Origin of the sequence: Kitasatospora sp. NPDC057936 (assembly GCF_042887525.1) — a bacterium.
In the GTDB taxonomy this organism is placed as follows: domain Bacteria; phylum Actinomycetota; class Actinomycetes; order Streptomycetales; family Streptomycetaceae; genus Kitasatospora.
Genome location: NZ_JBHVPD010000008.1, coordinates 103,893 through 122,281 on the forward strand (window position 1 = coordinate 103,893; position 18,389 = coordinate 122,281).

Consider the following 18,389-nt stretch of genomic DNA (forward strand, 5'->3'; position numbering starts at 1 on the left):
GACAGATAACGAAAACTGTCAGCTGTTATCTGTCAGCTGTTCTCCGTTATTCCGGGTACCGCCGCGGCGTCCAGACGACCTCGACGCCGGCCCCGCGCTCGACGGCCCGCGTCTGCGAGGAGCCGATCAGCAGGATCGTCCGCATGTCGACGAGCGCCGGGTCCAGCTCGCCGAGCCGCACGATCCGGACCCGCTCGGTCGGGCCGCCGACATCGCGCGCCATCACGACGGGCGTCTCCGGCGCGCGGTACTCCAGGAGGAGGTCCCGGGCCAGGCCGACCTGCGTCGTCCGCGACTTGGACCCCGGGTTGTACAGCGCGAGCACCAGGTCCGCCTCCGCCGCCGCGCGCAGGCGGCGGGCCACCGCGTCCCACGGCTTGAGCCGGTCCGACAGCGAGACGACCGCGTAGTCGTGCCCCAGGGGGGCACCCGCCCGGGACGCGGCCGCGTGCGCCGCGGTCATGCCGGGCAGGACCCGCACCGGCACGTCCCGGTAGGCCTCCTCGCAGGCGACCTCCAGCACCGCCGTCGCCATCGCGAAGACGCCCGGGTCGCCCGAGGACACCACGCAGACCCGCCGTCCGCGCCGGGCCAGGTCGAGGGCGAACTCGGCGCGCTCGGACTCCACCTTGTTGTCCGAGCCGTGCCGCACCTGCCCCGGCCGCTCCGGCACCCGGGCCAGGTAGGTGGTGTAGCCGACCAGGTCGGTGGCCTCGGCCAGCGCGCCGCGCGCCTCCGGGGTGAGCCACAGCGGCCCGGCCGGCCCGGTGCCGACGACGGTCACGCTGCCGGCCCCCTCCGCCGTCCGCACGACCGGCTCCAGCGGGGCGACCTTGCTCGGCAGGACCGCCACCGAGAAGTACGGCACCGTCTCCCCGTCGATCTCGGCGAGGGGCGCGATCCGCTCCCCCTCCATGAACGCGCGCTCGACGTACTGCGCGTCCTCCAGCCGGCCCGCCCGCTCCAGCGCGCGACGGACGGCCGGGAAGGTGCGCCCGAGCTTCATGATCACGGCCGAGTCCGCGGACGCGATCCGCGCCGCCAGCTCCTCCTCGGGCAGCGTGCCCGGGATGACCGTCAGGGTCTCCTCGGCCTCCGTCAACGGCTGGCCGAGCCGGGCGGCCGCCGCGCTGACGGAGGTCACGCCCGGCACCACCTCGGTCGGGTAGCGGTGCGCGAGCCGCTTGTGCATGTGCTGGTAGGAGCCGTAGAACAGCGGGTCGCCCTCGGCGAGCACGACGACGTCGCGCCCGGCGTCCAGGTGGGCGGCCAGCCGGGCGGCGGCCTCCTCGTAGAAGTCGTCCAGCGCGCCCCGGTAGCCGCCCGGGTGGTCGGTGGTCTCGACCGTGATCGGGTAGACCAGCTTCTCCTCGATCTGACCACCCGTCAGGTACCGCTCGGCGATCGAGCGCGCGATGGACCGCCCATGCCGGGCGCTGTGGTATGCCACGACGTCGGCCTTGCCGATGAGTTCGGCGGCGCGGACGGTCACCAGCGACGGGTCGCCCGGCCCGAGCCCGACTCCGTAGAGCCGTCCGGTCGAGGCAACGTTCTGACGGTTCTGACGGTCCGTCACTCTTCTTCGCTCGCAATCGCGTTGATGGCGGCGGCGGCCATCGCGCTGCCACCGCGGCGGCCACGCACCACCAGGTGCTCCAGGCCGGACGGGTGCTCGGCCAGGGCCTGCTTGGACTCGGCGGCGCCGATGAAGCCGACCGGCACGCCGATCACCGCGGCCGGGCGCGGTGCGCCCGCCTCGATCATCTCCAGGAGCCGGAAGAGCGAGGTCGGCGCGTTGCCGACGGCCACCACGGCTCCTTCCAGGCGGGGCAGCCACAGCTCCATGGCGGCGGCGCTGCGGGTGTTGCCCATCGTGCGCGCCAGTTCGGGGACCGACGGGTCGGTGAGGGTGCAGACGACCTCGTTGTCGGCCGGCAGGCGCTTGCGGGTCACGCCGCTCGCGACCATGTTGACGTCGCACAGGATCGGCGCACCGGCGTGCAGCGCGGCGCGCGCGGAGGCGACCACGCCGGGCGAGTACACCAGGTCCTCGACCAGGTCGACCATCCCGCAGGCGTGGATCATCCGCACCGCGACCTGGGAGACGTCCGCCGGCAGGGCGGCCAGGTCGGCCTCCGCGCGGATGGTGGCAAAGGACTGGCGGTAGATGGACGCGCCGTCCTTCTCGTACTCGATCACTTCGTGGTCCTCCTGGCCTCGGCGACCGCCTCGGCCATCTCCTCGTTCGTCACATCCACGGCGGAAACCTCCATCGCGGAAACGTCCACGGCGGGAACCTCCACGGCGGAAGCCTCCATCGCAGAACCCTCCCTCGCGGAAACATCCACGACGGAAACATCCAAAGCGGAAGCCCGCGCGTCCGCGCCGACCGCCGGGCCGTTCACCGTCACCCGGTAGCCCTGCCCGGTGGCGAGCACGTCCACCCACCGCCCGGCCGGGTGGCCGCAGCGCCGTTCACAGCCCGACCAGTGCACGGGCAGCCCGCCGGCGGCCGCCGCGTCCAGGGCCCGCGCCGCGTCCGCCCGCACGTCGGCGAGCGACTTGGCGCACCCGGGCAGCCCGGTGCAGGCGGAGGCCCGCTCCCAGGGCGAGCCGGGCAGCGTCCGGAACCCGGCCTCGGCGAGGCCGGCCAGCCGCTGGGCCGGGGCCCCCGGCAGGACGGCTCCGCGCCAGGGCGTCAGGCGCAGTTCACCGGCGGAGGCCGCGACCAGCGCGCGCCACTGCGCCGCGCTCGCCCGTCCGAAGCGCAGGCCCACCGACAGTCCGCCGGGCAGCGGGCCGACGTCGGGGGCGGTCCCGGCGAGCGCGGGCAGCGGCACGGTGCCGGCCGGCAGCAGGTCCGGGACTTCGCGCAGGTGCCAGGCCTTGCGTCCGCCCGCGCGCAGCGCGTCCAGGAAGGACCGGGCCGCGTCCAGCACGGCCGTCACTTCCCGCCCGGCCTCGACCGGGTGTCCGGAGGCGTCGCGCCCGAGGCGCAGCAGGCGGCGGCCGTCCGGGCCTGCGATCAATGTCACATCGGCGTCGAGCGCGGCGACGTCGCCGCGGCCGTCGTCCAGCGCGAACAGGAACTTGCCGGAGAGTCCGGCCGCCCAGTCGCTCGCGCACAGCCGCGCGTCCAGTTCCCGCACCCAGGCCTGCACGTCGGCGGCCGGTCGGGCGTCGAGGCCGGCGAGCGGCGAGGCGACGATGTTGCGCACCCGCTCGTGGGTGTCGGAGGGCAGCAGCCCGACGGCGCGCAGCCGTTCGGCGAGGTCCGCCGCGCAGTGCGGAGCCAGGCCCCGGAGTTGGACGTTGCCGCGGGAGGTGGTCTCCAGTGCGCCGTCGCCGAGGGCCTCGGCCGCGTCGGCCAGCGCGAGTGCCTGACGATTCGTCAGGAGGCCGCCGGGCAGGCGGACCCGGGCCAGGGCGCCGTCGTCGGCCGCATGCAGACGAAGCGCCCCTGGACAGGCGTCCGCGCGCCCCCGGTCGGGCACCGCGGCGCCCGGCGGGGTGGCGTCGGGTGTCGGTGGCATGGCGGCGAGCATACAGATGATCCGATCGGTTGCCTCCGTCCGCTGCATCACACTCGGGATCACACTCGGGATCACACTCCGGCTCCCGGTGCGCGCCTCACGCTCGCCCTGCCACCGCACACCCCGGCACGCGCCGCCCACGCCCGACCGCACGCCCCCGCCGCACCCCCGCTACCCCCGCAACCCCCTCGCCGCACCCCCACGGCCACCCCGTCCCCACGCCGCCCCCGCACCTCCCCCGCGCCCGCACCGACACCGGGCAGGTCGAAACTCGCTCTCCCCCAGGTCAGCCACACCCCGTACGATGCTGGCGGGCGGTCCCCGCGGACCGCCCGACGCCAGCGACGGCGCAGGGGAGGAAACCGGTGCAAGCCCGGTGCGGTCCCGCCACTGTGACCGCGGCTCACCGGGACACCCGGTGGCCGCGGGAGCCAGGAACTCCCGCCGTCCTCCACCGGCCCGGGGCGCGGACCCCGAGGAAGGCAGAAATGCACCACCGCTGTCGCATGCCCGCGCCCGCGTCCCCGGCCACCACCGAGGCCGTCCGGGCCGCCGCCGTTTCGGCCGCCCCGGCCACCACCGAGGCCGGGAGGGCCTACGCATGATCCTGCTGCTGTCGACGTCCGACACCGACCTGCTCAGCGCCCGCGCCTCGGCCGGCCCCGTCCCGTACCGGCTCGGCAACCCCGCCCGGCTGTCCCCCGAGGACCTGCCGGAGCTGCTGGACGGCACCGAGCTCGTGGTGGTCCGCCTGCTCGGCGGGCGCCGCGCCTGGCAGGAGGGCCTCGACGCGCTGCTGGCGGGCCCGCGCCCGGTGATCGTCCTGACCGGCGAACAGGCCCCCGACGCCCAGCTGATGGAGCTGTCCACCGTCCCGGCCGGCATCGCCGCCGAGGCGCACGCCTACCTCGCCCACGGCGGCGCGGCCAACCTGGCCGAGCTGGGCGCGTTCCTCTCCGACACCGTGCTGCTCACCGGCCACGGCTTCGCCCCGCCCGCCTCCGCCCCGGCCTGGGGTCCGCTGGAGCGCGAGGCCGCGACCGCGACCACCGCCGGCGAGGGCGGCGGCAACGGCGACGGCGCCCGCCCGACGGTCGCCGTGCTCTACTACCGCGCCCACCACATGAGCGGGAACACCGCCTTCGTCGAGACCCTGTGCCGGGCGATCGAGGACAAGGGCGCCCGTGCGGAGGCCTACTACTGCGCCTCGCTGCGCGGCGCCGAGCCCGAGCTGCTGGCCGCCCTCGGCGAGGCCGACGCGATCGTCACCACCGTGCTCGCCGCCGGCGGCACCCGCCCCGCCGACGCCCAGGCCGGCGGCGACGAGGAGGCCTGGGACGCGGGCGCGCTCGCCGCGCTGGACCGCCCGATCCTCCAGGCGCTGTGCCTCACCTGGTCGCGCGCCCAGTGGGAGGCCAGCGACGACGGCCTGTCCCCGCTGGACACCGCGACGCAGATCGCCGTACCGGAGTTCGACGGCCGTCTGATCAGCGTCCCGTTCTCCTTCAAGGAGCTCGACGAGGACGGCCTCACCGTCTACGCCGCCGACCCGGAGCGCGCCGCCCGCGTCGCCGGCACCGCCGTCAAGCACGCCCGCCTGCGGCACGTCCCGGCCGCCGAGCGCCGCCTCGCGCTCGTGCTGTCCGCGTACCCGACCAAGCACGCCCGCGTCGGCAACGCCGTCGGCCTGGACACCCCGGCCAGCGCCGTCCGGCTGCTGCACCGGCTGCGCGAGGAGGGCATGGACCTCGGGAACGACCTGCCCGGCCTGGACGACCGCGCCGAGGACGGCCACGAGGGCGACGCGATCATCCACGCCCTGATCGCCGCCGGCGGCTACGACCAGGACTGGCTCACCGAGGACCAGCTGGCCCGCAACCCGGTCCGCATCCCCGCCGCCGACTACCGCCGCTGGTACGCCACCCTCCCGCAGGGCCTGCGCGAGCGGGTCGAGGAGCACTGGGGCCCGGCCCCCGGCGAGCTGTACGTCGACCGCTCGCAGAACCCCGACGGCGACATCGTGCTCGCCGCGATCCGCTCCGGGAACCTGCTCGTCCTCATCCAGCCGCCGCGCGGCTTCGGCGAGAACCCGGTCGCGATCTACCACGACCCCGACCTGCCGCCGAGCCACCACTACCTCGCCGCCTACCGCTGGATCCAGGCCGCCCAGGAGGACGGCGGCTTCGGCGCCCACGCCGTCATCCACCTCGGCAAGCACGGCAACCTGGAGTGGCTGCCCGGCAAGACCGCCGCGCTGTCCGCCGAGTGCGGCCCCGACGCCGTCCTCGGCGACCTCCCGCTCGTCTACCCGTTCCTGGTCAACGACCCGGGCGAGGGCACCCAGGCCAAGCGCCGCGCCCACGCCACCCTGGTCGACCACCTCGTCCCGCCGATGGCCCGCGCCGACTCCTACGGCGACATCGCCCGCCTGGAACAGCTCCTCGACGAGCACTCCAACATCGCCGCGATGGACCCGGCCAAGCTGCCCGCGATCCGCGCCCAGATCTGGACCCTCATCCAGGCCGCCAAGCTCGACCACGACCTCGGCCTCGACGAGCGCCCCGAGGACGACGGCTTCGACGACTTCCTGCTGCACGTCGACGGCTGGCTGTGCGAGGTCAAGGACGCCCAGATCCGCGACGGCCTGCACGTCCTCGGCCAGGCCCCGGCCGGCACCGACCGCGTCAACATCGTGCTCGCCATCCTGCGCGCCCGCCAGATCTGGGGCGGCGTCAGCGCCCTGCCCGGTCTGCGCGAGGCGCTCGGCCTGGACGAGGCCGCGCTCACGCTGGGCGCAACCGACGCGGCCGAGGCCCGGGCCCGTGCCCTGGTCGAGGCCATGGAGGCCGAGGACTGGGCGCCCGAGGCGGTGGAGAAGGTCGCCGCCGGGCACCCGGAGGCCGTCCGCGAGGTGCTCGCGTTCGCCGCCACCCAGGTGGTGCCGCGCCTGGCCGCCACGACCGACGAGCTGGACGCCGTCCTGCACGCGCTCCAGGGCGGCTTCGTCCCGGCCGGGCCCTCCGGCTCCCCGCTGCGCGGCCTGGTCAACGTGCTGCCCACCGGCCGCAACTTCTACTCCGTCGACCCCAAGGCCGTGCCCAGCAAGCTCGCCTGGGAGACCGGCCAGGCCCTCGCCGCCTCGCTGGTCGAGCGCTACCGGGCCGACAACGACGGCGCCTGCCCGCCCTCCGTCGGGCTCTCGCTGTGGGGCACCAGCGCGATGCGCACCGCCGGCGACGACATCGCCGAGGCCTTCGCCCTGCTCGGAGTCCGCCCGGTCTGGGACGACGCCTCGCGCCGCGTGACCGGCCTGGAGCCGATCCCGCTGGAGGAGCTCGGCCGCCCGCGCATCGACGTCACGCTGCGCATCTCGGGCTTCTTCCGCGACGCGTTCCCGCACGTCGTCGCCCTGCTGGACGACGCGGTGCGCCTGGCCGCCGCCCAGGAGGAACCGGCGGAGGACAACTTCGTCCGCGCCCACGTGCAGGCCGACCTCGCCGTCCACGGGGACGAGCGCAAGGCCACCGTCCGCGTCTTCGGCTCCCGCCCCGGCACCTACGGCGCGGGCCTGCTCCAGCTGATCGACAGCCGCGACTGGCGCACCGACGCCGACCTCGCCGAGGTCTACACGGTATGGGGCGGCTACGCGTACGGGCGCGGTCTCGACGGACGCCCGGCGCGCGAGGAGATGGAGACTGCCTACAAGCGGATCACCGTCGCCGCGAAGAACACCGACACCCGCGAGCACGACATCGCCGACTCGGACGACTACTTCCAGTACCACGGCGGCATGGTCGCCACCGTCCGCGCGCTCACCGGCAAGGCACCGACCGCCTACATCGGCGACTCGACCCGCCCGGAGACCGTCCGCACCAGGACGCTCACCGAGGAGGCCGCCCGCGTCTTCCGCGCCCGGGTGGTCAACCCGCGCTGGATCGAGGCGATGCGCCGCCACGGCTACAAGGGCGCGTTCGAGATGGCCGCCACCGTCGACTACCTGTTCGGCTACGACGCCACGACGGGCGTGGTCGCGGACTGGATGTACGAGAAGCTGACCCAGGAGTACGTGCTGGACCCGGTCAACCGGGAGTTCCTCGCCGGCGCCAACCCGTGGGCGCTGCACGGGATCAGCGAGCGCCTCCTGGAGGCGGCGAGCCGCGGCCTGTGGGAGAAGCCGGACCCGGAGCTGATCGAGCAGCTGCAGGCCGCGTTCCTGGAGACCGAGGGGGACCTGGAGGGCGAGGGGGACCTGGAGGGTTAAGGGGCACCTGGCACCCGGAGGGTCAAGGGGCCCGGAGGGCGGCGAGGGCCGAGGCACCCCGGTGTGGGCCGGGGCACCGGCGCCGGCCGGTCGTTCGGGTGTTCCAAACGTGGTGTTCACGTCATCCATCCGGGTGACGTGAACACTGGTGACATCATGCGCCCGAGCGGACAATACGGGGCATGTCGCGACGCCTCGCCCTCAGCCGTCCCGTCTCCCCCACGCCCTTCGCCCGCCACCGGGGCGACCCGGCCGGTGCCGGCCCGCCGCGGCCCGCCCACCGGTACCGGGCGCGCCTCGGGGCGCTGGCGGCCGGGGCGCTGCCGGTGCTCGCGTTCCCGCCCCTGGGGCTCGCGTGGCTGGCGTGGGTCGCACTGGTGCCCGGACTGCTGCTGATGCAGCGGGCGCCGTCGGGGCGGGAGGCGGCGGTGCGCGGGTGGTGGTTCGGCGCGGGTTTCATCCTGACGGCGATGTACTGGCTGGTCCCCTCGATCGGACCGGGGCTGCCGGTGCTCGCCGTCCTGTTCGGGGCGCTGCAGGCCGTCGTCGGCCTCGGCGTGCACCGGCTGCTGCGCCCGCCGCTGACGGCCCGCCGGGCGCTGCTCGCCGTGGCCGTCGTCCCCGCGCTGTGGTTGACCACCGAGTACGCGCGCTCCTGGCACGCGCTGGGCGGGCCGTGGGCGCTGCTCGGTGCCACCCAGTGGCAGCACCCGGCGGTCCTCGCGCTGGCGTCGGCGGGCGGGATCTGGCTGGTCAGCGCGGCGGTGGTGGCGGTCAACACGGGGGTGCTGGTCGTGCTCACGGCCGCCCCCTGGCGGCCGCGGGCCGTCGCGGCGCTGACCGCCGTCCTGGTGCTGGTGGCCGGGCCGCTCCTGTTCGCGCTGCGCGACGCGCCCGTGCGGGCGGGGGCGGTGACGGTGGCGCTCGTCCAGCCGGGGATCGTCGACGACCCGCAGGCCCGGTTCGACGCGAGCGCCCGGGCCACGGCGGAGCTCGGCGGGCGGCCGGTGGACCTGGTCGTCTGGGGCGAGAGCAGCACCACGTCCGACCTGGACCGCGACCGGGTCGCGCTGGACCGGCTGCGCGAACTGTCCGCCGCCACCGGCGCGCAGGTCATCGCCGGGGAGGACGCGCGCAAGGCCGACGGGCGGATCTCGAAGGACGCCGTCCTGGTCTCCCCGGCGGGCGTCGTGGACCGCTACCGCAAGATCCGGCTGGTGCCGTTCGGCGAGTACATCCCGCTGCGGCCGGTGCTCGGGTGGATCGCGGGCGTCAGCCGGGCGGCGGGCGAGAACCGGGCGCCCGGCACCTCGTTCCACGTGCTGCCGGCCACCGACCGGGCGGGCGGCGCGCTGCCGGTCGGGGCGCTGGTCTGCTTCGAGTCGGCGTTCCCCGACATGGCGCGGACGGCGGCGCGCGACGGGGCCCGGGTGCTGGTCTACCAGTCGTCCACGTCGACGTTCCAGCACACGTGGGCGCCCGCGCAGCACGTCTCGCTCGCGGCGATCCGGGCCGCCGAGACCGGCCGTCCGGCCGTGCAGGCCTCGCTGACGGGGGTCTCGGCGGCCTTCGACGCGCAGGGGCGCGAGCTCGCGCGGCTCGGCACCGACGGCACCGGGGCGCTGACCGTGCGGCTGCCGCTCACCGCACCCGACACGCTGACCTGGTACGACCGCGTCGGTGACGTGGTACCGCTGGCGGCCGTGCTCGTGACGGCGGGGGCGGCGGCCGTGGTGTGGCGGGGACGGCGCGCGGCGCGGGCACTGGTGTCCGGCGCGGAGTCCGGGGACGGTCAGCCCTCGTCGCCGGCGCGGTAGACGCCGAACACCGCTCCCTGGGCGTCGCGCAGGACGCCGATGCGCGGGCCGTCCGGGACGTCCGTCGCGGGCATCAGCACGTCGGCGCCGAGGCCGTTCGCCCGGGTGACGGTGTTGTCGACGTCCGCGACCGCGAAGTACGGCAGCCAGTGCGCCGGGACCTGCGGCGGGAAGCGCTCGTCCATCACCATCATGCCGCCGAAGTCCGCGCCGGCCAGGCCCCATTGGGTGTACTGCGGGGACGCGGTGACCGACCAGCCGAACACCGCGGGGTAGAAGGCGGTCGCGCTCTCCGCGTCCCGGGTGGCCAGCTCCACCCAGCCGAGCGCGCCGGGCTCGTTGAACACGCCCGCGCCCTGGAAGGCGCGGGCCTGCCAGAGGGTGAAGACCGCACCGGAGGTGTCGGTGACGACGGCGAACCGGCCGAGGTCGAACACGTCGGCGGGCTCCATCAGCGCCCTGCCGCCGCGTGCCTTGATCGTCGCGACGGTCTCGTCGGCGTCGGCGACTGCGAAGGACACCGTCCAGGCCGTCGGCTGCTGCGGCGCGTAGAGCGGGGTGACGGCGGCGGCCGGCGCGTCGCCGAGAAACATCTGCGTGTAGCCGCCGGCCTCGGGCCGCACGTCGGTCTCGGCGCGCCAGCCGAACAGCTCGCCGTAGAAGGACTGGGCGGCGGCGGGGTCGGAGGTGCCCAGCTCGACCCAGCAGGGGGCGCCGATGGTGGCGGAGTTCTGCTTCATGTGCTTCTCTCTGGCTGTTCCTGCATTGGCGATCTCGATGATGGTTCGTCAATTCTGCTTGCTGTCAGGAGACTTCGAGGACGAGCTTGCCTTTCGCGTGCCCGGACTCGACGAGGGCGAGCGCCTCGGCGGCGTGGGCCAGCGGGTAGCGGGCGGTGATGTGCACGGCCAGCTCGCCGGCCGCGACGAGGGCGGCCAGGGCGGCGAGGCTTTCGGAGGTGGTGGACCGCGTGACGTAGCGGCCGCCGAGCTCGGCGGCGGTCGCCGGATCGGCGGTGCTGACCAGCTTCGAACGGTCGGCGAGGGCCCCGGCGGCGTCGCGCGGCGCGGCGCCGCCGACGAGGTCGAGGATGCCGTCCACGCCGTCCGGGGCCGCCTGCGCGATCCGCTCGGCGACCCCCTCGCCGTACCGGACGTGCACGGCACCGAGCGCCTCGACGTGGCCGCGGCTGGCATCGCTCGCGGTGCCGATCACGCGCAGGCCCCGGCTGCGGGCGATCTGCGTCGCCGCGCTGCCGACGCCCCCGGCGGCACCGAGGATCAGGAGCGTGCGGCCGGAGCCCAGGCCCACGTCGCGGACGGCGTCGTCGGCGGTCGCCGTGGCGACGGCGAGGGTCGCGGCCTGGTCGAAGCCGACGGCCGCGGGCTTGAGGGCGCTCATCCCGGCGCGCAGCAGGGTCTGTTCGGCGAAGGCGCCGGCAGCGGCGACCCCGAAGACCTCGTCGCCCGGGGTGAAGGCGGTCACGTCCGGGCCGACCCGCAGGACGACGCCTGCGGCCTCCTGGCCCATGACGGACGGCAGGTCGCGGCCCTGACGGCCGAGGAGGCCGCTGCGGATCTTCCAGTCCACCGGGTTCACCCCGGCGGCGCGGACCGCGACGGCCAGTTGGCCCGGGCCCGGCAGGAGCTCCGGGCGGTCCAGGAACTCCTGGGTCTCCGGCCCGCCGTAGTCGACGAACCCGAACGCTCTGGGCATCGGTGATCCCACTCCTCGGGTAGCCCCCGCTGACAGCCCCACCCCGCCCCGCCCAGCATGCGGGGGCGCCCGGGGACGGGCCGCCGGTGCTGCGCCGAACGGGGGCGGGCGAACAGAAAACAGATGACAGATAACAGATTTCGAAATCTGTTATCTGTCATCTGTTTTCTGTCGCCTGTCGTCCGTCAGCCGTCAGCCGTCAGCCGTCAGCTCCGCACGGCCCGCGCCACCGGGATCCAGAGCTCCGCCTCGGCGTCGCCCGTCCCCGGGACGAAGTGGGTGCGCAGGATCTCCGGACCCTGCCGGGCCTCGTACGGGTTGGACGGGAACCACTGGCCGTACACGTCCGCCCACATCTGCTGCAGCGCCTGCGGGAACGACCCCGCGTTGGTGAACACCGCCCACGTCCCGGCCGGGACGGGCAGGACGTCCAGGTCGTCCGGGACAACGGCGTCCTCGCGCGCCACCACCGCGTGCCAGTAGTCGAGTTCGGACCCCTCCTCCCGACTGGGCGAGAAGTCGTCGCTCACCGAGACGATGCCGGCCGGGTCCCCGCCCGTCAGTGTCGTGATCCGCTCGACGGTCTCCTTGCCGAGCCCCTTGATGAACTCGGCGATGTGCGGGTTGACGCCCTCGTAGATCAGGGGCACCCGCGCCTTCTTGCCGACGATCCGGAAGTCCGGCTTCTGCACGATCCGGTAATCCATACTGCTTGCTCCTTCCACGACGAGTCGGAAGGACATCCGGGCCTGGGACTTGAGCACCGCGCCGTCGCGCCGGGCCTCACCGGGCCCGACCCCGTGCATCGCCCGGAACGCACGGGCGAACGCCTCGCCCGAGGTGTAGCCGTACCGGACCGCGATGTCGAGCAACGTCCGCTCGCCGTCGAGCACTTCGGCCCCGGCGACGGTCAGTCGTCGGCGCCGGACGTACTCCGACAGCGGCATCCCGGCGAGCATCGAGAACAGCCGCCGGAAGTGGTACTCCGACGTCACCGCGATGCGCGCCAGTTCGGCCACGTCGATCTCACGGTCCAGGTTGCGGTCGATGTCCTCCATCGCCCGGTTGAGGTGCTCCAGCACTCCGGCCCCGTCCTTCCTCGTTGATCTCCACCGTAGGAAGGACCCACCTTGCCGCACCCGACAATCGGTGCCCGCTGCGGTCGGGTGGCGGTCCCTGCGCAACCGCCGCCCCGCGACGCACAGCGGGCACCGGATCAAGGCCCGATCAGACCAGGCCCTGCGCCAGCATCGCGTCCGCGACGAGCTCGAAGCCCGCGATGTTCGCGCCCACCACGTAGTTGCCCGGCTGCCCGTAGCGCTCGGCGGTGACGGCGCAGGACTCGTGGATGTGCCGCATGATGCCGGCCAGCCGCTCCTCGGTGCGGGCGAAGGTCCACGAGTCGCGCGAGGCGTTCTGCTGCATCTCCAGCGCGCTGGTCGCGACCCCGCCCGCGTTCGCGGCCTTGCCCGGGCCGAAGGCCACGCCCGCCTCCTGGAACACCCGCACCGCCTCCGGCGTGGTGGGCATGTTGGCGCCCTCGGCGACCGCCTTCACGCCGCCGCGCACCAGCGCGATCGCGTCCGCCTCGGTCAGCTCGTTCTGCGTGGCGCAGGGCAGCGCGACGTCGCACGGCACGCTCCACACGCTCGCGCCCTCGGCCCCCGCCTCGACGAACCGGACGTGGGCGCCGCGCAGTTCGGCGTACTCGGCGATCCGGCCGCGCCGGACCTCCTTGACCTCCTTGAGCAGGTCGAGGTCGATGCCCTTCTCGTCGACCACGTACCCGGAGGAGTCGGAGCAGGTGAGGACGGTCGCGCCGAGCTGCTGCGCCTTCTCGATCGCGTAGACGGCGACGTTGCCCGAGCCGGAGACCGCGACCCGGCACCCGTCCAGGCTCTCGCCGCGGGCGCGCAGCATCTCCTCGGTGAACAGCACGCAGCCGTACCCGGTGGCCTCGGTGCGCACCTGCGCGCCGCCCCAGCCGAGGCCCTTTCCGGTGAGGACGCCGCTCTCGTGGCGGTTGGTGATCCGCTTGTACTGGCCGAAGAGGTAGCCGATCTCCCGGCCGCCGACGCCGATGTCCCCGGCCGGGACGTCGGTGTGCTCGCCGATGTGGCGGTACAGCTCGGTCATGAAGGACTGGCAGAAGCGCATGATCTCGGCGTCCGAGCGGCCCTTGGGGTCGAAGTCGGAGCCGCCCTTGCCGCCGCCGATGGACAGCCCGGTGAGCGCGTTCTTGAAGATCTGCTCGAAGCCGAGGAACTTGACGATGCCGAGGTCGACGGAGGGGTGGAAGCGCAGCCCGCCCTTGTACGGGCCGAGGGCGCTGCTGAACTCCACGCGGAAGCCGCGGTTGACGTGGACCGCGCCGGCGTCGTCCGTCCACGGCACGCGGAACATCAGCTGGCGCTCGGGCTCGCAGACGCGCTCGACGATCCGGGCGTCGACGAGCTCGGGGCGGCGGGCGAGGACCGGGCCGAGGGTCTCCAGGACCTCGTGGACGGCCTGGTGGAACTCGTTCTCGCCGCGGTTGCGGCGGACGACGTCCGCGTAGAGCGCCTCGATGGCGCGGTTCTCGGCCTCGGTGGCCTGCGGGGAGGGGGCGGTGCGAGGGTTGGCGGGCATCCGGTTCGGACCTTCCGTGGTCGACAGTGGTCGTGCGCGAGGCGTTCCCGTGCCCAGGAAACGCGGGCAAGTCTCGCAGTGTCCCCGGGACGGCTCCCGGCCCATCCACATACTGAAACCCCCCTCGCCCCGCGGCCGTTACGATCCCTCAGCCCCCTCGCGTCCGCACTGAGCCCGGCTGAACCGGCTCCCCGCCCCGCCCGGGAATCACGGAACGTAGTCCCCGTGGACGGGAACAGCCGGGGCGGACGTGGCGTTGTGCGCCTGCGACATCGTCTGCGTAGTCGGCCCGGGCACGGACAGTACCCAGTTGTTCAAATTGGAACGACCGAGTACGGTCGGAGCCCGGTCCACCCCGACGGGGACCCCACCCCCTCGGCAATCCGCCACTCGCCATCGGAGGCCCGCCCATGCCGCAGCCCGGCTCCGCCACGGTGCGCTCACGCGTGCGCATCCCGCTGACCTTCCCGGACGGCTACCGCGCCGACGCCGAGGTCTTCACCTTCCACGGCCTGGCCGACGGCGCCGAGCACCTGGCGCTCGCGTTCGGGCGGGTGCCGGAGGGCGGGACGCCGCTGGTGCGGCTGCACTCGGAGTGCCTGACCGGCGACGTGTTCGGCTCGGACCGCTGCGACTGCGGCCCGCAGCTGCGCGAGTCGGTCGAGCGGATCAGCGAGGCCGGCGGCTACCTGCTCTACCTCCGCCAGGAGGGCCGCGGCATCGGGCTCTACAACAAGCTCGACGCCTACGCCCTGCAGGACTCCGGCCTCGACACCTACGACGCCAACACCGCCCTCGGCCTGCCCGAGGACGGCCGGGACTACACCGCCGCGGCCCAGATGCTGACCGCCCTCGGCGCCACCGGCATCGAGCTGCTGAGCAACAACCCGGACAAGGCCGCCCAGCTGGCCGCCCTCGGGATCACCGTCGAGCAGCGGGTCCCGACCGGCGTCCACCTCTCGGAGAGCAACGTCCGCTACCTGCGCGCCAAGGTCGAGCGGACGGGCCACTCGATCGAGCTGTCCCGCCTGGTCGGCTGACGACGGGACCGGCGGACAGGCCTCAGCGGCCCCCGGCGGTGCGGACGGCGGCACGGGCGGCCGTCCGGCCGACGGTCCGCTGGACGCCCAGGCAGACGAGCGGGAGCGCGATCAGGACGGCGGCCCAGAACGCGCCGTGGCCCCAGAGTCCGGCGATGTCGCGGTAGAACGGCTCCGCCACCGGGATGCGCAGCGCCTCCATCGGGCCCAGTGCCGTGGGCCAGGCGCCGAGCAGCAGGGTGCCGAGGATCCACAGGACGAACAGCCGGCGGGCGGTGCGCGGGCCGGCCAGGGCGGCGGCGGCCGAGACGGCGGCGAGCAGCAGCGTGAAGCCGGCCTGGTAGACGGCCCCGGTCTGGCCGGTGCCCCAGGACGCCGGGGTCCGGTGGTGCCCGACGGCGGCGAGCCGGACCTCGACGGTCGCCCACAGCAGGACGACCAGGACCACGGTGGAGCCGAGCGCGAACACGGCGCGGTCGCGGGCGCCGGGGGCACCCGCCCGCCAGGCCGCCGCCGCGGGCCGCGGCCAGGACACGGCGGCCACCGCCACGGCCGTCGTCCGGGAGGTGGCCGCCCCACGGCCGTCGGCGATGCCGCGCCACTGGGCCACCGTCCGGCGCCGCGCCGCGTGGACCGGCCCGAGCAGCCTGGTGGCGCGCTCGACCAGGACGAGGGCGAGGACGACCCCGGCGGTCGCCGCCACCCCGGCCCAGCTGCCCATGCCGCCCTCGAAGGTCACCACCCGGTCGGCCAGCGCGGGCGGCGGCTTGAGCACCGTCATCGGCGGCCCCAGCCGCAGGTAGCCGATCGCGCCGGCGCCTGCGGCGGCCAGGACGAGCGTCCCCCGGCCGACGCGCGCGGGGAAGGCCACCAGGGTGAGGGCGGCGGCCAGCGCCGCGCCGAGCTGGGGCGTCGTCATCCGGGCCGCGTGTTCGCCGGCCGTCCGCAGCGGACCGCCGAACAGGCTGTTCGGCAGGAGCTTCAGCTGGTTGCCCGCGTCGACGCTGATCCGGGCGAGCGCACCCGCCCAGAGCACCAGCGCGAGCGCGACGAGCACCAGCAGGGCCGCCGCGACCTGCCGGGGAACCGCGGTGCCGGAGTTGGTCCACCAGGCCGCGGCCCACGCCCGCCAGGGCCTCGGCCGCCCGGTGCGCCCGGCCGCCGCCCACCGGTTCGTCCCCGGCGTCCCGCTGCGCCCGGCCCGCTCGGCCTGCCCGTTCGCGGCCGACCGGCCGCCGGCCGTCCGCCGGCCCCGGAGCGCCTCGGCCGCGATCAGCGCCGCACAGCCGTGCACCGTCGCGGGGTCGGCGCCCACCGCGCGCCGGCGCAGCGCGGACCAGCGGCGCCGCACGTCGTCCGCCGGGCGGCGGCGCACCGCGCCCCAGGCCTTCGCCACGGCGTCCACCAGGACGGCCGCGACCACGGCCGTCATCGCCGCCACCCGCCCGGACAGCGGGAGCCGGTACAGCGCGGCGGGCAGCGGGGAGAGCCGGGCGAGCAGCCGGGCGTGCTCCTCGGGCTGGACGGTCAGCCAGATCGCCAGGCGGTAGGCGTGGGCCCGCTCGTCGACGGTCAGGCCGTCGCCGGTACGTCCGCCGCCGCCGAGTTCGCGGGCGGCGCGGTCGGTCTCGGCGACGACCTGCGGGACGCGGACGAGGGCGAGCAGCCGTCCGCAGTGCTCGCCGGAGCACTCGGGGTGGTCGCAGTCGTAGCGGGCGGCGACGGCCGGCACCGAGGCGGCGAGCAGGTCGTCGAGGACGGCGACGACGTCGGGCTCGGTGCCGATCCGGGTCAGCCCGGCGGCGTCGACCGGGCGCTCGCGGTAGTGCGGGACGGCGGAGGGCGCGAACGCCGCGCCGAAGGCGAGCACGGCGAGCGCGGCCGCGCGGGCCCGCCCGGTGCCCCGGGCGCGGTCGACCTCACGCAGGTGGTGCAGGTCGAACAGGGTGTCGCGGACGTCGTCCTGCAGCCAGGAGAGCAGCCTCCGGGCGCCGCCGTCGACCAGCCACTCCGCGGCCTCGCCGGAGCGGTTCAGCATGGTCCAGGCGAGGACGGACGGGGCGTGGTAGGGATCGCCGAGGAAGGTGACCGGCCGGTGGGCGTGGCCGGTGCCGGCGGCTCCGGCGGGCGCCTGGGTGCGCACGACCGCCGGGCTGGCGCCGTCCAGCCAGGCCCTGACCTGGTGGGCCTGCCAGCGGTGGGCCGGGTTCCTGGTGAACAGGCCCTGGAGCAGGAGCCGGCGGCGCGGGTCGGTGACGGCGGAGAGGTCGACCTCCTCGTTGAAGACCAGGTCGTACTGGAGGACCTCGTCGCTCAGCAGGAGGCCGTCCTGGTCCAAGTAGCGGGGGCGGCCGGTGAACAGCTCGTACAGGACGTTGCCCAGGCCCCACCAGGGGCCGGCCGGGTGGTTGGAGCCGGCCAGCTGCTCGGGCGCCATGTAGGCGACGGTGACCTGCATCTCGGGCGAGAAGCTGCGGCTGGCGGTGAGCTTGGCGACGCCGCCGAAGTCCGCGATCACGAACTGGCCGGGGCCGGCTCCGGGGCGCACCAGGATGTTGGCGGGCTTGAAGTCGACCGGGTTGCGGGCCACGCGCCGCTGCCAGAAGTCCAGCATCGCGACGAGTTCGCGGACGATGGGGTCGGTCGCGCGCGGGTCGGTGTGCCGGCCGGCGCGGCTCAGCTCGGCGATGCGGTCGGCGAGGGTGACCGGGAGGTACTCCATCGCCACCCAGTCGCAGCCGGTCCCGGCGTGCTCGACCTGGCCGTAGTCGACGATCCGCGGGACGTGGCGCAGGTAGGCCTCGTCGCGCAGGTGGTCCAGGAGTTCGGTGTCCATGGCCTGGCCCGTGCGGGTGACCTTCACCGCGGCGTCCCCGCCGCCGTCCAGGCGCCGGACCTGCCAGACGGTGCCCTCGGTGCCCGAGCCGGCGACCTGGTTCGGCTCGTAGCGGTTCAGCAGGGCCGCCGGGAAGGCGCCCCCGAAGTGGCCGCCGCGCGAGGGGGCCGCGCGGCGGGTCTGGGTGGGCGGGGTGGCGGCCCTCGGTTTGACCCTGGTCGGCGCCTCCGGGTCGACGCGCACCCTGGTCGGCGCCTCGGGGTCGACGCGCACCCGGGTCGGCGCCTCGGGGTCGACCCGGACCCGCGTCGGCGCCTCGGGGTCAGCGCGCAGCCGCCGGAGCCGCGAGGGCGGGAGTTCCTGGCCGTGGGCCTGACCGCGGGCCCGGTCGCGGCGGGTTCGGGGCCACTGGTCCGTCCGCGTCGGCGGGACCGCGTCCGGGACCGCATCCGTCGGCGTGCCGTCGCCCATCCTGCCGTTCTCCCTCCACCGCCCGCGTGACGCATCATCATGTCGCGCGGACGGCGACCGCGATCCCGGTTTCGACGGCTTTGGGGA

At 75.1% G+C, this 18,389-nt stretch carries 11 protein-coding genes and 1 riboswitch; of the genes, 3 read left to right on the forward strand and 8 right to left on the reverse strand.

Going from position 1 to position 18,389, the window contains the following annotated elements:
* Nucleotides 1-46 precede the first annotated feature (46 nt).
* The 3 genes from ACFVU9_RS06955 to ACFVU9_RS06965 are packed head-to-tail and all read right to left on the reverse strand — an operon-like array spanning nucleotide 47 to nucleotide 3,545.
* The gene (locus tag ACFVU9_RS06955; protein ID WP_380489290.1) at nucleotides 47-1,576 is read right to left on the reverse strand and encodes a precorrin-2 C(20)-methyltransferase; all 1,530 of its coding nucleotides are present in this window, start codon (nucleotides 1,574-1,576) and stop codon (nucleotides 47-49) included.
* A complete protein-coding gene (locus tag ACFVU9_RS06960; RefSeq protein ID WP_380447847.1) occupies nucleotides 1,573-2,199 on the reverse strand; it encodes a precorrin-8X methylmutase in 627 nt (208 codons plus the stop codon). Before ACFVU9_RS06960 ends, ACFVU9_RS06955 begins: the two co-directional genes overlap by 4 nt.
* Nucleotides 2,196-3,545, reverse strand: coding sequence for a cobalamin biosynthesis protein CobG (locus ACFVU9_RS06965; RefSeq protein WP_387590737.1), 1,350 nt, complete (start codon nucleotides 3,543-3,545; stop codon nucleotides 2,196-2,198). The genes ACFVU9_RS06960 and ACFVU9_RS06965 overlap by 4 nt, the downstream gene beginning before the upstream one ends.
* A gap of 343 nt (nucleotides 3,546-3,888) precedes the next feature.
* A riboswitch (cobalamin riboswitch) is annotated at nucleotides 3,889-3,974 on the forward strand.
* Nucleotides 3,975-4,134: 160 nt separating this feature from the next.
* Here ACFVU9_RS06965 and cobN point away from each other — a divergent pair.
* Nucleotides 4,135-7,794, forward strand: coding sequence for a cobaltochelatase subunit CobN (cobN, locus tag ACFVU9_RS06970; protein WP_387590740.1), 3,660 nt, complete (start codon nucleotides 4,135-4,137; stop codon nucleotides 7,792-7,794).
* Between the two features lie 182 nt (nucleotides 7,795-7,976).
* Nucleotides 7,977-9,611 (forward strand): apolipoprotein N-acyltransferase, encoded by a 1,635-nt coding sequence (gene lnt / locus ACFVU9_RS06975; protein WP_387590743.1) that lies wholly within the window; start codon nucleotides 7,977-7,979, stop codon nucleotides 9,609-9,611.
* Here the strand turns inward: lnt and ACFVU9_RS06980 are convergent.
* The 4 genes from ACFVU9_RS06980 to gdhA all read right to left on the reverse strand — a co-directional run bounded on the left by ACFVU9_RS06980 (nucleotide 9,587) and on the right by gdhA (nucleotide 13,955).
* Nucleotides 9,587-10,351, reverse strand: a complete 765-nt coding sequence (locus ACFVU9_RS06980; RefSeq protein ID WP_380446078.1) for a VOC family protein — start codon at nucleotides 10,349-10,351, stop codon at nucleotides 9,587-9,589. The two genes, lnt and ACFVU9_RS06980, sit on opposite strands and share 25 nt — an antisense overlap.
* Before the next feature lie 64 nt (nucleotides 10,352-10,415).
* Nucleotides 10,416-11,327 carry a zinc-binding dehydrogenase gene (locus ACFVU9_RS06985; protein WP_380446077.1) on the reverse strand — a complete coding sequence of 304 codons (912 nt, stop codon included), beginning with the start codon at nucleotides 11,325-11,327 and terminating at the stop codon, nucleotides 10,416-10,418.
* Between the two features lie 206 nt (nucleotides 11,328-11,533).
* Complete coding sequence (locus ACFVU9_RS06990; RefSeq protein ID WP_380508391.1) at nucleotides 11,534-12,409, reverse strand: GyrI-like domain-containing protein; 876 nt, start codon at nucleotides 12,407-12,409, stop codon at nucleotides 11,534-11,536.
* A 145-nt stretch (nucleotides 12,410-12,554) separates the two neighbouring features.
* Complete coding sequence (gene gdhA / locus ACFVU9_RS06995; protein WP_387590748.1) at nucleotides 12,555-13,955, reverse strand: NADP-specific glutamate dehydrogenase; 1,401 nt, start codon at nucleotides 13,953-13,955, stop codon at nucleotides 12,555-12,557.
* Nucleotides 13,956-14,365: 410 nt separating this feature from the next.
* Between gdhA and ribA the strand changes: the two genes are divergently transcribed.
* Nucleotides 14,366-14,995 (forward strand): GTP cyclohydrolase II, encoded by a 630-nt coding sequence (gene ribA / locus ACFVU9_RS07000; RefSeq protein ID WP_380446074.1) that lies wholly within the window; start codon nucleotides 14,366-14,368, stop codon nucleotides 14,993-14,995.
* 22 nt (nucleotides 14,996-15,017) lie between these two features.
* Here the strand turns inward: ribA and ACFVU9_RS07005 are convergent, their stop codons facing one another.
* Nucleotides 15,018-18,302: a hypothetical protein gene (locus ACFVU9_RS07005; protein ID WP_387590751.1), complete on the reverse strand. Its 3,285-nt coding sequence runs from the start codon at nucleotides 18,300-18,302 to the stop codon at nucleotides 15,018-15,020.
* Nucleotides 18,303-18,389: the final 87 nt, after the last annotated feature.

Coding starts and splice junctions, on each gene's coding strand:
- ACFVU9_RS06965 (WP_387590737.1), bottom strand. CDS start 3,545: ATGCTCGCCGCCATGCCACCGACACCCGACGCCACCCCGCCGGGCGCC.
- cobN (WP_387590740.1), top strand. CDS start 4,135: ATGATCCTGCTGCTGTCGACGTCCGACACCGACCTGCTCAGCGCCCGC.
- lnt (WP_387590743.1), top strand. CDS start 7,977: ATGTCGCGACGCCTCGCCCTCAGCCGTCCCGTCTCCCCCACGCCCTTC.
- ACFVU9_RS06980 (WP_380446078.1), bottom strand. CDS start 10,351: ATGAAGCAGAACTCCGCCACCATCGGCGCCCCCTGCTGGGTCGAGCTG.
- ACFVU9_RS06985 (WP_380446077.1), bottom strand. CDS start 11,327: ATGCCCAGAGCGTTCGGGTTCGTCGACTACGGCGGGCCGGAGACCCAG.
- gdhA (WP_387590748.1), bottom strand. CDS start 13,955: ATGCCCGCCAACCCTCGCACCGCCCCCTCCCCGCAGGCCACCGAGGCC.
- ribA (WP_380446074.1), top strand. CDS start 14,366: ATGCCGCAGCCCGGCTCCGCCACGGTGCGCTCACGCGTGCGCATCCCG.
- ACFVU9_RS07005 (WP_387590751.1), bottom strand. CDS start 18,302: ATGGGCGACGGCACGCCGACGGATGCGGTCCCGGACGCGGTCCCGCCG.